Source organism: Luteimonas galliterrae (assembly GCF_023374055.1).
Classification (GTDB): domain Bacteria; phylum Pseudomonadota; class Gammaproteobacteria; order Xanthomonadales; family Xanthomonadaceae; genus Luteimonas_C; species Luteimonas_C galliterrae.
Map to the genome: position 1 here is coordinate 2,308,781 of NZ_JAMBEP010000001.1, position 14,136 is coordinate 2,322,916.

Consider the following 14,136-nt stretch of genomic DNA (forward strand, 5'->3'; position numbering starts at 1 on the left):
AAGCACAAGGCGCGGCGAGGCCGCGCGGAATCAGGAAGACGACTTGTGTTTCAGAGCGCCAGCGGCGGGCCGCGCGAACCGAGGCCGCAGGGGTGGAAACGGCTGCGCAACGGCGCGGGCCGCCAGGTCGAACGCGGAGCCTTGCGGCGCTGCGGCCACGTGAGCGCCAGCCACAACGCGAACACCGCTATCGCCGTGAGCAGCGGGCAGTAGGCGCATTCCTCGCCGTGGATCGGCTTGTGCGGCTGCGGCGCGGGATCTCCGGCCGGCACCTCGACGTACTTCAGTCCTGTCATCGTGCACAGCGCCGCCCAGACGGATCCGGCCGATCCCTCGCCCGACGACATTCCCGCCAGCCGGCCTAAGGTCGGCAGGCAGGCGAGCAGCAGCATGGCGAACAGCGCCATGCGGACCATCGGGATGCGGAAAGTGTCGGATCGGATCACGCAGACAGTTTAAAGGTTCCGGCCCGGCAACGATCTTGTGGGAGCGGCTTCAGCCGCGAGCTTTTCGAGCGCCTGAACATCAAAAGCTCGCGGCTGAAGCCGCTCCCACAAGGTCTACGGACCGCCGAGCAGCTGCAGATAGATGTCCAGATCCGCTCGCGAGTAGCAACAGAACACGATCTCGTCCATCGATGGCGCATGCGGCGATGCGTCCACGGCATCGATCGCGACCTGCGCCGCGAGTTCGATCGGATAACCATAGATGCCGGTGCTGATGCAGGGAAATGCGATGCTGCGCAGCCCGCAATCGGCTGCGATCTGCAACGAACGGCTGTAGCACATGGCCAGCAATATCGGTTCGCGGTGACGCCCGCCTCGCCAGACCGGCCCGACCGTGTGGATCACGAACTTGGCAGGCAACCGAAAACCCGGCGTGATCTTCGCGTCGCCGATATCGCAGCCCCCCAACAACCGGCAAGCGTGAACCAGCTCCGGGCCCGCCTTGCGATGGATGGCGCCATCGACGCCGCCTCCGCCCAGCAAAGATGAATTGGCCGCATTGACGATGGCATCGACCGCCAAAGTGGTGATATCGGCCTGCAAAGCGCTTATGGTCGGGGTCGCCATGGGCCATGCTAGTACCTCGGCGGCTTCGTATGGGTCCAATGGTGACTTCTTACCTATGTCGCCGTCCGTGCGCGGAGGTCTAAGGTGGGCGTCGCCCTTTTCCGAGGTGATCCCATGCACGCTTACCGCTGGCTGTTGCTCGCAGCCGCCGTTTCCGCCGTCGTCGCTTGCGACCGGACCCCGAACACCGCGCAAACCGCCGCGACGCCTGCCGCCGAAGCGCCGGCCGCCGCCGCGCCGACATCGGGTATCGACCTGGCCGGCATCGACAAGTCGGTCAAGCCCGGCGACGACTTCGATGAATACGCCAACGGCGCGTGGAGGAAGGCGACCGAAATCCCCGCCGACCGCGCCAGCTTGAGCACCGGCTTCTACGTGTTCGAAAAGGCCGAGAAGCGCAACGCCGACCTGATCCAGGGCCTGGAGAAGGCCAACCCGGCCGCCGGCACCGACGAGCGCAAGATCGCCGACTACTACGCCGCGTTCATGGACGAAGCGGGCATCGAGCAGCGCGGCCTGGCGCCGCTGCAACCGAAGCTGGACAGCGTCGAGGCCATCGCCGACGCCGCCGGCCTGTCGCGCTACCTGGGCGCCTCGCTGCGCGCCGATACCGATTCGCTCAACGCCACCAACTACTACACCGAAAACCTGTTCGGCCTGTTCGTCGCGCAGGGACTGGAAGACCCGTCGAAGAACGTGGGCTATCTGATGCAGGGCGGCCTGGGCATGCCCGAGCGCGAGTACTACCTCGGCACCGACAAGGAGATGGCCGCGAACCGCGCCGCCTACCAGGCCTACATCGCCGCGATCCTGAAACTGGCCGGCGACGCCGACGCGGAGAAGAAAGCCAAGACGATCTTCGATCTGGAAATGAAGATCGCCAAGGCGCACGCCAGCCTGGTCGACAGCCAGGACATCCACAAGGCCAACAACCCGTGGCCGACCGCCGACTTCGCCAAGAAAGCGCCCGGCATCGACTGGGCCGCATTCTTCGACGCCGCCAAGCTGACCGGCCAACCGACCGTCTTCGCCTGGCAGCCGGACGCGATCAAGAAATTGTCCGCGCTGGTCGCTGGCGAGCCGCTGCAGACCTGGAAGGACTATCTGCGCTTCCACGCGATCAACCACAGCGCCGGCCTGCTGCCCAAGGCCTACGCCGATCTCAGCTTCGGCTTCTACGGCACGCAGTTGCAGGGCACCAGCAAGCAGCGCGATCGCTGGAAGCGCGCGATCGGCGCCACCAACGGCGCGCTCGGCGACGCGATCGGCCAGCTGTACATCAAGCAGTACTTCCCGGCGTCGTCCAAGGCCAAGGTCGAGGACATGGTGAAGAACATCCTGGCCACTTTCCGCGAAGGCGTGGACAAGCTGGAATGGATGACCGCCGAAACCAAGAAGACGGCGAAGGCGAAAGCCGAAACCATGCTGATCGGCGTGGGCTATCCGGACAGCTGGCGCGATTACTCTTCGCTGGAAGTGAAGCGCGACGATCCGCTGGGCAATGCGCTGCGCGCGGAAGAGGCCGAATACCGCCACCAGACCGCCAAACTGGGCAAAACGCCGGACCGCAAGGAATGGTGGATGACCCCGCAGACGGTGAACGCGGTGCAGTTGCCGCTGCAGAACGCGATGAACTTCCCCGCCGCGATCCTCGAAGCGCCGTTCTTCGATCCCAACGCGGACGCCGCCGCCAATTACGGCGCGATCGGCGCGGTGATCGGCCACGAAGTCAGCCACGGCTTCGACAACCTCGGCTCGGAGTTCGACGCCGACGGCCGCCTGCGCAACTGGTGGACGAAAGAAGACTCGGAGCACTTCAAGGCCGCCACCGACAAGCTGGTCGCGCAGTACGACGCCTACGAGGCGCTGCCGGGCCTGCACGTCAACGGCAAGCAGACGCTGGGCGAGAACATCGCCGACGTCGCCGGCCTGCAGGCGTCGTACGTCGCTTACCACAAGTCGCTAGGCGGCAAGCAAGCGCCGGTGATCGACGGCCTGACCGGCGACCAGCGTTTCTTCCTCGCCTTCGCCCAGGCTTGGCGCGCCAAGCAGCGCGAAGCTGCGCTGCGCGCGCAGGTAGTCGGCGACGGCCACGCCCCGGCGCGCTACCGCGCGCTGACCGTGCGCAATATCGATGCCTGGTACGACGCGTTCCCGTCAAAGCCCGGCGAGAAGCTGTATCTGGAGCCGAAAGACCGGGTCAAGATCTGGTGATGCGGCTCATCGGGAGCGATCCGCGGATCGCTCCCGATTTTTTCAAGGCTGGGCGAACAGGTTTTTCGCCTTCTCGCTGAAGTCTTTTTCCATTCGCGCATCGAAGTCGTGGGCTACGCCCGGATACGATTCGAAGCGCACGTCGAAACCCATTTCCCGCAATCGCGCCGCCGCTCGCTGCGTCGGCGCCATCGGCACGGTCGTGTCCGCATCGCCATGCATGGCATGGATCTGCGGACAGCGGGGCTTGCAGGCGTTGGTTTTCGGCAGCCATGCCGGCAGGAAGCGCGCCGCGACTGGAAACGAAGCGCTAACCTTGTCCGGATGGCGGATCGCCAGCAGGAAAGCCAAGTCGCCGCCATAGGAAATGCCCATCACGACGGGTTTCCCGAAGGTCGTGTATTTCGCGGCCGCCGCATCGACGAACGCGGACAACTTACGTTCTGCGTCGAATGCCGCATCGTCCTGCTGCGACGCGCTCAATTGCGCGTAGTCCGCCGGAAACCACGAATAGCCGTCGCGACGCGCATACGCGCCTTGCGGAAGCACGATCCTCACGGGGAAATCGATCCGGTCGAAGTACTCGAGCATGGTTTCTGGTTTAGCGCTCGAATAATGCAGGCCGACGATCATCGGCAACGCCGCGTCCGACTTCGCGCCCGCGGTTTCGAAGACCAGATAGCGGAAGCCGGCAGCCGATGCTTCGCGCGCCTGCGGCGGCTTATCGGCCGCAACGGCGGCGAACGGCAGCATGGCCAGAAGAAGCGACTGCAGCAAACGTCGGCGCACGGGTTTCTCCTCTTCACGGACCGAAGCTGCGGCGGGTTCCAGGGTCGCCGCGGGGGCTTGGAAGCCCGCGACGCCGCAACCTTTCACTGCAGGATCCTGCCCTTTTAAACCATACGCCGCAGTGACGCATCACCTTCCATACGATGATCGGATCGATCGCACGGACGCAGAGGCCACGCGCGGATTCTTGGCCGCGCCGGTTTCTGCCCCCGGACGAAGGCGGCCGATGCCGTTCCGCCCGCGCCGCGGCGCTGCGTCCCGCTCTGGCTACGGTTCGTCCCGCGTTGTTTGCGGGTCATCGGTCGGGAAAGTAGTGTTTTCCGGCAAGGTGCGGTTGGTAGGCTCATGACAATCGGAGGCTCTCATGCGCATGCAAGACACCGGTTCTTCACGTAGATACGCAGGGACGCTCGGGCGACGAGCGACGATATTCTCGATCGTGATCCTTGGGCTTGGATTTGCAGCCATGGCATCGGGCGACGACAACCCCGGCCAACGCTGTGAATGGACCCAATGGGGGCGCAGTGCGGATCACGATGGCCAGTCGTGCGCGAAGGGGCAGCGGGCCGAGAAAATCCTGTTCGAAAAAATCATCGATCCCTTCATCGAAAACGATACCGAATACGGTTCGCTGGACCATTTGCAGGTGCCGCTGCTCGACCGGGAAGGCCGCGTTTTCACGGTCGAAAAAACGGGCACCGCGGACCGCCCGGAGACATACGTGTGGAACGAGAGGGCTTATCGCTGGCAACACGACCAGCTGGTCCCGCTATGGTCGTTCGCCAGCGACTGGAGGCCGGCGCCGCTCACCGCCTTCACCCACGCCCTTTGGCAGCCGGCCATGACGCAGCGGTTCCTCTATCTCCCCGGCGCCGGCGGCACGCTGCTGAAAGTGGACAAGCACAACGGACGTCTCGAGCGGCGGATCGATCCATTCGGCGGCGCGATCGACCCGCAACGTTACGTCGTGGGAGGCGTCACCGCGGACCAGAACGGCAACGTCTTGTACAACGTCCTGCGATTGGACGCGGCGGCGCCGCTCACGGCGGACGTCAGCGAGGCCTGGCTCGTACGCGTGGACCGGCAAGACCGCATCCGCAAGATCGATTACAGGCAGCTCATACCGAACGCGCCGGCGCCGAACGACCTGTGCTACCTGACCTTCTCGCAGATGCAACCGCAGCCGCCGCGTCCCTGGCCCCCGGCGCCGCAACCCGATGGCAGTCCGACCCTGCCGCCGCAGACGGCCTGCCTGTCGCAACGGCCGCCGCGCGACGTCACGCCGGCGGTCGCCGCGGACGGCACGATCTACACGGTCAGCCGAGCCCATGCCGCCGAAAACTACACCTATCTGATCGCGTTGACGCCGGACCTGCGACTCAAATGGGCCGCATCGCTTCGCGGCCATCTCAACGACGGCTGCGGCGTGCTGGCGACGGTCTGCCGTCCGGGCGCCACCCCAGGCGTGGACCCCTTCACCAATCTGATGCCCGCAGGCAGGGGTTTCGACGGTTCGTCGAGCTCGCCGGTGCCGCTGCCGGATGGCAGCGTCGTCTACGGCGCCTATACGACTTACAACGCCGGCCGCGGCCATCTGATGAAGTTCGACCGCAACGGACAGTATCAAGCCAATTACGACTTCGGATGGGACATCACACCGGGCGTCTACCGGCATGGGCGCACCTACTCGCTCATACTCAAAGACCAGCACTACGCCGACGGGGAATACTCCATCACCCAGCTTGGCCCCACGCTCCAAAAAGAGTGGGAATATGCCGCGACGAACACCCAGGAATGTTGGCGCAAACCAGACGGCACGATCGAATGCGAGGATTACGGCGCCCTCTTCGAATGGTGCATGGCCGCGCCTGCCATAGACCGGGACGGCAGCGTCTACGTGGTCAGCGCCGACGGCAATCTGTATGTGATCGGCCAAGGCGGCATCGAGCAGCAGCGCTTCTTCCTCGATCGCACCTCGTTCGCGGCGTATACGCCGGCCGCGCTCGACCATCGCGGCCGGATCTACGTCATGAACAACGGGAAGCTGTTTATCGTCGGGCGCGATCGATAAGACATGCCGATCCGGCGCGACCGGCCGGATCGGCGCGAGGCCCTTGTGGGAGCGGCTTCAGCCGCGAGCTTTTTGGCATGCCTATGGATCGATGGAAGAGCTCGCGGCTGAAGCCGCTCCCACAAAAAAAGCTCGCTAACGGCGATCATTGCGGCGGCGCAGACAGCTCCTTCGCGTTCAAATAGCCGTCATGGTTCGTATCCTGGCGTTTGAAGCCTTCGGCCAAGCGATCGCGGTGCTCGGTACGGGTGATCGGCTTGCCGCGTCCACTCGGCTGCTCCTCCGGAGACAAGGTACCGTCGCGGTTCTTGTCCATGCCGTCGAACGCATAGCTCAGCCAGTCCTGGTACTCGACGATCGACACGCGGCCGTCGCGATCGGCATCCATGCGCGAAAGATAGTCGGACGTGGCATTCACTTGCGAAAACGCGATCGGCGGCGCGCAAACCGAGGCCGCCAAAAACAAGAAGCCCGGCCAAACGCGACCGGGCTTCCTGCGACGAGAACGGAGCTTCACGGTAAGCGTCAGGCGCGCACCGATTGCAGCGAATAGCCCTTCAGGCGCGCCGAGAATTCCTGCAGCGCGCGGATCCCGCTGGCCTCGGCCTCGTGGCACCAGGCCTGCAGGTTGTGCAGCGATTCGGCGGCGTTCTGGCTACGCGCTTCCAGCAGCGCGGAGAGGCGCGCGCGGTGCTCGACCAGGGTACGGATGCGCGGACGCTGCGAGACCCACTGCTGCAATTGCTCGCGGGCGTCGGGCTTGAGCCAGCGGCCGTCGTCGACCAGGCCCTTGCGCAGCTGGCGCGGCAACAGCGCGCGCAGCTTGGCGCCGGCGGCGCTGGCCTCTTCGCGCAGCGCAGGTCCGATCACGTTGCGCTGGTAATCGGTCATGGCCTGGAAGCGGTGCGCCAGCAAGGCCTTCATGGTGTCGCCGTCGGGCACGTTGATGTTGGGACGCACGTCCAACGCGGGCGCTACGCGAAGCACCTTGGCCAAACCCACCGCCTGGAAACCCTTGATCGCGGCCCAGCCGATGTCGAACTCCCACTTGCGCAACGCGAAGCGCGCCGAGCTCGGGAAGGCGTGGTGGTTGTTGTGCAGCTCTTCGCCGCCGATCCACACGCCCCACGGGGTGAGGTTGGTGGCGGTGTCGGTCGTTTCGAAATTGCGGTAGCCCCACCAGTGGCCCAGGCCGTTGACGACGCCGGCGGCCCAGAACGGGATCCACGCCATCTGGATCGCCCACAACGCCACGCCGGCGAAGCCGAACAGCGCGAAGCTGATGAACAACAGCAGGGTCGGGCCCATCGTCGCATGCGGCGTGTACAGGTGACGCTCGATCCAGTCGTTTGGCGCGCCCTTGCCGTACTGCTCGATGTCTTCGCGCTGGCTGCGCGCTTCGCGGTACAGCTCGACGCCGCGCCAGAACACGGTCTTGATGCCCTTGTACATCGGGCTGTGCGGATCTTCCTCGGTCTCGCACTTGGCGTGGTGCTTGCGATGGATCGCCACCCATTCCTTGGTGATCATGGACGTGGTCAGCCAGGTCCAGAACCGGAAGAAGTGGGCCAGCACCGGATGGAAATCCACGCCGCGATGCGCCTGGCTGCGGTGCAGGTACAGCGTCACCGAGAAAATGGTGAGCTGGGTGGCGATCAGGAAATAGATGGCCAAGGCGCCCCAGCCGAACTGGAGCAGGCCGCCGGCGAGGAAGTCGAGGAAAGAAGCGGGCATCGCGTGGGAACTCGGAAAAGATACCCGTCCATCATGCGGGCACGACCGGGTGAATTCCATCCCTGCGCCGGCGTATGTTCATTCAGATGAAGGACTTATGGGATCGCCGCCCCGTTTTCACGGGCGCAGTCATGGCGCGGCGGCGTCCGGATCCCCGCGGCGCTCCACGTCTGCAATCCGCTTGCGCTGCTTGGCCAGGGCCTGCTCGGCGTAATGCCGCAAAGCGATCCGGTCGCGCTTGCGCAAGGCCGAGCGGCGGCCGCAGTGTTCGATCAGCAGTCTCAGGTCCTGTGCGACGCCCAACTGCTCGGCCAGGCACTTGTCGAACAACGCCGGCGGTTCGAAGGCCAAGCCGGCGGCCTTGAGCGCGCGCAGCTGCTGCGAGAACCGGCGCATGCGGCGGCGCCAGCGATGCCAATCTTCGTCGTCTTGGGTGGCGTGCACCCGTTCGTGCGCAGTGGCGATGCGCTCGGCGCTGCGCGCGGCGGCGGCGTTCACGACGTCGATCGTCACCGTATCCCAGGGCAGGGCCGCCAGGGCCGCGCGAAACATCGCCAACAAGGCGCGGCGCTGGCCCAGCGCGGGATCGTCCTGCAGGGCTGCGTGGGCGCAAGCCGCGCGTTCGGCCGCAGCGGCGCGGCGCGCGCGCCGCAGAAGCGCCGACGTTTCGGTGTCGCGGCGCTTGGCGACGTGGCGGTCGAGGGTTTCCACCATCGCCTGCGCATCGCGCAGCGCCGACAAACCGTCGTTCAGCCGTTTGAGCTCGCGATCCAGCAGCCGCGCGCCCGGACCGAGCGCATCGCCGCCCAGCGCCAACGCCGCGCGCGTGCGCCGCAAGGCCTTGCGCGCGCGGTGCACGCCTTCATGTACGCGACCGCCGCGCCAGGCCAGTCCGGCGATGGCCGTGTTCAGTTCGGCGATGGCGTATTCGCGCAACACCGGGCCTGGCGACGTTTCAACCGTAGAAGCAACCATGGCACCGGACAGGGTGCCGTAAGGGCATGCCGGATGCCACAAACCTTACGCTCTGCTTTTTCCTCCCCCCTTTGCGGGGGAGGATGCCCGAAGGGCAGGAGAGGGAACGAGCGAAGCGAGTGCTTTGTATTAAGGCTCTGCTCGAAAAGCCGGACCTTCTCCCTGGCCTTCGGCCTGTCCCTCTCCCGTAAAGGAAGAGGGAAGACAAAAAACCCGGCTTATCCGGCAGCCGCAGTCTGCTGACGGGCCAATTCCTCGGTAAGCAGACGCTTGATCTCGTCGATGATCGCTTCCAGCGAATCCTCGCCGTAACCGACGTGATGGCCGGCGATCCGGCCCTGCGGGTCGATCATCCACAGGTTCGGATAGGACTTGACGCCGAAACCGGCGGCGATGTCCCCGTTCTTGTCGCGGGTCATGGCCAGTTTGTAGTCGCGCATCTGCTTCATCATCGCGCGGTAATCGGCCATCTCGTCTTGGACGTTGACCGCGATGATCTTCAGGAACCGGTCGCCCGACTGCTCTTGCACGCTGTTCAGCGCGGGCAGCTCTTTCAGGCAGTAGTGGCACCAGGAGGCCCAGAACGTGACGATGACCACCTTGCCGCGCAAGGCGGCCAGGTCGACCGTCTTGCCGTCGCGATCCTTGCCCAGCAACGGCGGCGGCGTGTCGCCGATCTTCGGTGCGGCCAGAGCCGCCTCCGCCGCCATCGCCCCTTGCGCGCACAGCAGCAGCGCGGCCGCCAGCAGCCAACGTCGCATCATCGTTCCGCTCCTCCCCAGGATGAGCGGAGTCTAGCGGCACGCCGCGCCGCCGGCCACGACAAAGCCGGCCACGCTTTGCGACACTGTCCTTCATGCCCGAACTGCCCGAAGTCGAAACCACCCGCCGCGGCCTGGCGCCGCATGTCGAACAGCGGCGCGTAAAATCGGTGCTGCTGCGCCGCCCGGACCTGCGCTGGCCGATTCCGCCCGAGATTTCCGAACGCCTGCCCGGCCAGCGCATCGATGCGGTGCGCCGCCGCGCCAAGTACCTGTTGTTGGATACCGATGCCGGCAGTGCGCTGCTGCATCTGGGCATGTCCGGCAGCCTGCGCGTATTGCCGGGCAAGACCGCGCCCACGACGCACGATCACGTCGATATCGCGCTCGACAGCGGCCGCGTGCTCCGTTTCAACGATCCGCGCCGCTTCGGCTCGCTGCTGTGGCAGCCGGCGGGAGAAACGCACGAACTTCTGCAGGGCCTGGGGCCCGAACCGCTGTCGGACGAATTCGACGGCGACTACCTGTTCGAACGCAGCCGCGGCCGCAGCGCGCCGGTGAAGACCTTCCTGATGGACCAGCGCATCGTGGTGGGCGTGGGCAACATCTACGCCGCCGAAGCCTTGTTCGCCGCAGGCATCTCGCCGCTGCGCGCGGCAGGACGCGTGTCGCGCGAGCGCTATGCCGTGCTGGCCGATGCGGTGAAACGGATCCTGGCCTATGCGATACGGCGCGGCGGCACCACGCTGCGCGATTTCCTGAGCCCGGACGGCGCGCCGGGCTATTTCGAGCAGGAGCTGGCGGCCTACGGCCGTGGCGGCGAGCCCTGCCCTCGCTGCGGCCGGCCGCTCAAGGAGGCGTCCCTGGGACAAAGGACCACGGTCTGGTGCGGCCACTGCCAACGCTGAAGCGTTTGGGAAATAACGCCCGCCCTGTGCCGGGGCGTTCAGGAAAGACTATATTTGGGGCTTGTCGGGGAGAAAGAGCCGGGATGGCCAGCAGCAACGAAATCACGCTCCTGCTGGATGCCGCCCGCGACGGCGACCGCGTCGCGCTCGATCGCGTGCTCTCCACGCTCTACCAGGAACTGCACGCCATGGCGCGGCGCCAGCTGGCCGGCCAGCACGGCCATACGCTGGACGCCACCGCGCTGGTGCACGAAGCCTATCTCAAGCTGATCGGCCGCCGCGAGGCGCAGTTCGACGATCGCGCCCATTTCTTCGCCTACGCCGCTTCGGCCATGCGCAGCGTGGTGGTCGATTACGCGCGCCAGCGCCTGGCGCAGAAGCGCGGCGGCGATCTGCACCGCGTCACCGACCTGCCCGAGGACGTGGAAGGCGGCCTGCGCCTGGACGAGGAGATGCTGGGCCTGGACACCGCGCTGACACGCCTGTCCGCCGTGGACCAGAAACTCGCGCAGGTGGTGGAACTGCGTTATTTCGCCGGCCTGTCGGAGCTGGAGATCGCCGCGCTGCTGAAGCGCTCCGAACGCAGCATCCGCCGCGACTGGCAGAAGGCGCGCCTGTTCCTGCTCGCATCGCTGAAAGACGACTAGCGCGCAGCGCTGGCGACGGTGCGACGGACGATGCGCACGTTCTCTAGGAACCGTTCCGATAGTTTGCGGCGGCCGAGCTTCGCGGGGATGGCGCCTTTACAAGTACGGGCAAACGCGTCGTATCGCGTCTTCAAGGACGCAGGCTGACGTCGCATGGATCTCGAACGCTGGCAACGCCTGTCCCCGCTGCTCGACGCGCTGTTCGAACTCGAACCGTCCGAACGCGAGCGCCACCTGGCCGAATTGCGCGGCGCCGATCCCACGCTCGCCGCCGAACTCGAAGCACTCATCTCGCTGGAACACGGCAGCGAGGATTTCCTGCTCGAACCGGTGGTGTCGATGGCGCCCAGCGCCCGTTCCGGCGCGATGGTGGGACCGTATCGGTTGGAACTTTTGCTCGGCGAAGGCGGCATGGGCCAGGTCTGGCAGGCCGCGCGCGCCGACGGGCTGTATCAGCGCCGCGTAGCGTTGAAGCTGCTGCGCCCCGGGCTGGCCGACCCGAATCTGCGGCTGCGCTTCACCCGCGAACGGCAGATCCTGGCGCGGCTGGAGCATCCGCATATCGCGCGCCTGCTCGACGCGGGCATCAGCAACGACAGCCAACCCTACCTGGCGCTGGAATACGTCGAAGGCGAGCCGATCACCGACTATTGCCGCAACCGTTCGGTGCCGCTGGAGTCGCGCCTGGCGCTGTTCCAACAGGTGTGCGAAGCGGTCAGCCATGCGCACGCCAACCTGATCGTGCACCGCGACCTGAAACCGTCCAACATCATGGTGACGCCGGGCGGCGAAGTGCGCCTGCTCGACTTCGGCATCGCCAAGCTGCTCGACACCGAGAACAAGACCATCGAGCGCACCCGCACCGGCGTGCGCGCGTTCACCCTGCACTACGCGGCGCCCGAACAGGTGCGCGGCGAGCCGGTCACCACGATGACCGACGTGTATTCGCTGGGCGTGGTGCTGTACGAACTGCTGGCCGACGCCAAGCCTTACCGGCTCAAGCGGCAGACCGACGCGGAGTGGGAAGAGGCGATCCTCGCCCACGACCCGCAGCGCCCTTCGCAGGCCGTATTGCGCAATACCGAAACCGCGACCGCGCACGACGCCGCCGGCATGCGCCGACGCGCGCGCGCGCTATCCGGCGATCTGGACAACATCACGTTGAAGGCGCTGGCCAAGCGCCCCGAACAGCGCTACCCGTCGGTCGAAGCGTTGTCGCTGGATCTGCAACGCCACCAGGCCGGCCGGCCCGTGCAAGCGCGCGCGCAAGGCATGGGCTACCGGGTGCGCAAATACGTGCACCGCCACCGTTGGGCGCTGGCCACCGGCGTGGTCGTGGCGGCGGTGCTGCTCGGCGCGCTGGCCATCGTCGCCTGGCAGGCGCGCGAGGCGGTGCGCGAAGCGGCGCGCGCGCAGGCGATGCAGGATTTCGTGATCGGCCTGTTCGAGAACGCCGGCATCGCCGCCGCCGGCCAGCCGCTCAACGTGGAGGCCTTGCTCAAGGCCGCCGAAGAGCACGGCGGCCGTGGCCTGGCGCGTCAGCCCAGCGCGCGCGCCGAACTGCTCGGCGTGATCGCCCGCATCCACATCAGCTTGGGCAATTACAAGCAGGCGCTGGCGGTGCTGCAACGGCAGGCGACGATGATCGCCGCGCTGCCGGAGGCGCCGTCCGGCCTGCGCCTGCAGGCCGCCACCCAGACCGGGCGCGCGCAGCGCCTGCTCGGCGAATCGCGCGACTGCATCGCCACCATGCAACCGATGCTGGACGACGCGCGCCGCGAACAGGTGCAGCTGGCCTCGCAGGTCTCCGATTTCTATTCGCAACTGGGCCGCTGCCGACGCGCCATCGGCGAAGGGCGCACCGCGCGTGCGCTGTTCGAGCGCTCGATGGCTTTGCGCGGCGACCCGCTCGGCGACGACGTCGGCGTCGTCGAGAACATGGCCGACTTGGCCGCGCTGCATTCGGACGTGGGCCAGTCGCGGGAGGCGCTGCAAGCCTTCCGTGATGCGCTGGCGCAATTGCGCGCGGCCGGCGGCGAAAAGCATCCGCTGGCCGTGGACATCCTGCGCAGCATCGGCGTGCTGCAGCGCGAACTGGGCGATCCCGACGCCGCCGAGAAGACCTTCGCCGAAGCGATCGCGCTGGCCACGCAGCAATTGGGCATGCAGCATCCATCGACGCTGTCGGTCCGGCGGCAACTGGCAGGCGTGTATCTGGACCGCGGCCGGCTGGCGGATGCCGAACGCGAATTCCGTACGGTGCAGCGCCTGCTGGTCGCCCGGCTCGGCCCCGACCATCCCGACGTCGCCGGTACCTGGAGTTCGATCGGCGTCGTGCTCTGGGAAAGGGATCGAGTGCCCGCCGCGCTCGACGCGCTGCGCCAGGCGATCCGCATCTGGCGCCAGCCCGGCGGCGCCGGCCTTCTGCCCGGCGGACTGTTCAACTACGCGATGGTGCTGCACGCCGACGGCAGCGATGCCGAGGCGCTGCAGGCGCTGGAGGAAGCGCGCCGGATGCGCGTGTCGCAATTCGGCGCGCAGCATTCGCTGGTCGGCGACACCGACCGCCTGATCGGCGAATGCCTCGCCGCCCTGGGTCGGGATGTCGAAGCGCGGCTGCGCCTGAACCAGGCCGTCAACCTGCTGCACAGCGGCGAGGACCGCAATTCCGTGCGCACCTTGCGCGCCGAACTGGCGCTGGCGCGGCTGCAGACGCGCATCGGCGAACTGCCCGATGCGATACCGCAGTTCGAACGGATCGAAGCGCTGACCAACCCCAGCACCGAATACCGCAAGCTGCGCTGGCGCGCGCGCGCCTACGCGGCCGAGGCCAAGTGCCGCAACAACGACGCCGTGGGCGGACGCGGCGCGCTCGACGCGCTGCTGCAGGAACTCGCCACCGCCCTGCCCGAAGGCGGCGCGCTGCCGCGCGAAACGGCGGCCATCCGCGCCGCTTGCCCGTGA

The 14,136-nt window shown here is 66.7% G+C and carries 12 protein-coding genes; 5 read left to right on the top strand and 7 right to left on the bottom strand.

Annotation, left to right across the window (positions count from 1 at the left end; all coding sequences use genetic code 11):
- Positions 1–50: 50 nt before the first annotated feature.
- Positions 51–446, bottom strand: coding sequence for a DUF2946 domain-containing protein (locus M2650_RS10540; protein ID WP_249474033.1), 396 nt, complete (start codon positions 444–446; stop codon positions 51–53).
- A 114-nt stretch (positions 447–560) separates the two neighbouring features.
- Positions 561–1,073: an O-acetyl-ADP-ribose deacetylase gene (locus M2650_RS10545; RefSeq protein WP_249474035.1), complete on the bottom strand. Its 513-nt coding sequence runs from the start codon at positions 1,071–1,073 to the stop codon at positions 561–563.
- A gap of 114 nt (positions 1,074–1,187) precedes the next feature.
- On the opposite strand from M2650_RS10545, the gene M2650_RS10550 reads away from it, so the two are divergent.
- Positions 1,188–3,287 carry a M13 family metallopeptidase gene (locus M2650_RS10550; RefSeq protein WP_249474038.1) on the top strand — a complete coding sequence of 700 codons (2,100 nt, stop codon included), beginning with the start codon at positions 1,188–1,190 and terminating at the stop codon, positions 3,285–3,287.
- Positions 3,288–3,329: 42 nt separating this feature from the next.
- Here the strand turns inward: M2650_RS10550 and M2650_RS10555 are convergent, their stop codons facing one another.
- Positions 3,330–4,076 (bottom strand): alpha/beta hydrolase, encoded by a 747-nt coding sequence (locus M2650_RS10555; RefSeq protein WP_249474041.1) that lies wholly within the window; start codon positions 4,074–4,076, stop codon positions 3,330–3,332.
- A 364-nt stretch (positions 4,077–4,440) separates the two neighbouring features.
- Here M2650_RS10555 and M2650_RS10560 point away from each other — a divergent pair, with 364 nt between their 5' ends.
- Complete coding sequence (locus M2650_RS10560) at positions 4,441–6,147, top strand: hypothetical protein (RefSeq protein ID WP_249474044.1); 1,707 nt, start codon at positions 4,441–4,443, stop codon at positions 6,145–6,147.
- Between the two features lie 145 nt (positions 6,148–6,292).
- Here the strand turns inward: M2650_RS10560 and M2650_RS10565 are convergent, their stop codons facing one another.
- From M2650_RS10565 to M2650_RS10580, 4 genes are all read right to left on the bottom strand, one after another.
- Positions 6,293–6,565 carry an EF-hand domain-containing protein gene (locus tag M2650_RS10565; protein ID WP_249474047.1) on the bottom strand — a complete coding sequence of 91 codons (273 nt, stop codon included), beginning with the start codon at positions 6,563–6,565 and terminating at the stop codon, positions 6,293–6,295.
- Positions 6,566–6,672: 107 nt separating this feature from the next.
- Positions 6,673–7,881, bottom strand: coding sequence for a DesA family fatty acid desaturase (locus tag M2650_RS10570; protein WP_249474050.1), 1,209 nt, complete (start codon positions 7,879–7,881; stop codon positions 6,673–6,675).
- Between the two features lie 129 nt (positions 7,882–8,010).
- Positions 8,011–8,856 (bottom strand): CHAD domain-containing protein, encoded by an 846-nt coding sequence (locus M2650_RS10575; protein ID WP_249474052.1) that lies wholly within the window; start codon positions 8,854–8,856, stop codon positions 8,011–8,013.
- A gap of 218 nt (positions 8,857–9,074) precedes the next feature.
- Positions 9,075–9,620: a TlpA family protein disulfide reductase gene (locus M2650_RS10580; RefSeq protein ID WP_249474055.1), complete on the bottom strand. Its 546-nt coding sequence runs from the start codon at positions 9,618–9,620 to the stop codon at positions 9,075–9,077.
- Positions 9,621–9,712: 92 nt separating this feature from the next.
- On the opposite strand from M2650_RS10580, the gene mutM reads away from it, so the two are divergent.
- The 3 genes from mutM (at position 9,713) to M2650_RS10595 (ending at position 14,136) form a co-directional block, all read left to right on the top strand.
- The gene (gene mutM / locus M2650_RS10585) at positions 9,713–10,525 is read left to right on the top strand and encodes a bifunctional DNA-formamidopyrimidine glycosylase/DNA-(apurinic or apyrimidinic site) lyase (RefSeq protein WP_249474057.1); all 813 of its coding nucleotides are present in this window, start codon (positions 9,713–9,715) and stop codon (positions 10,523–10,525) included.
- 83 nt (positions 10,526–10,608) lie between these two features.
- Entirely contained in the window at positions 10,609–11,172 is a 564-nt protein-coding gene (locus M2650_RS10590) for an ECF-type sigma factor (protein WP_249474060.1), read from the top strand.
- A gap of 153 nt (positions 11,173–11,325) precedes the next feature.
- The gene (locus M2650_RS10595; protein ID WP_249474063.1) at positions 11,326–14,136 is read left to right on the top strand and encodes a serine/threonine-protein kinase; all 2,811 of its coding nucleotides are present in this window, start codon (positions 11,326–11,328) and stop codon (positions 14,134–14,136) included.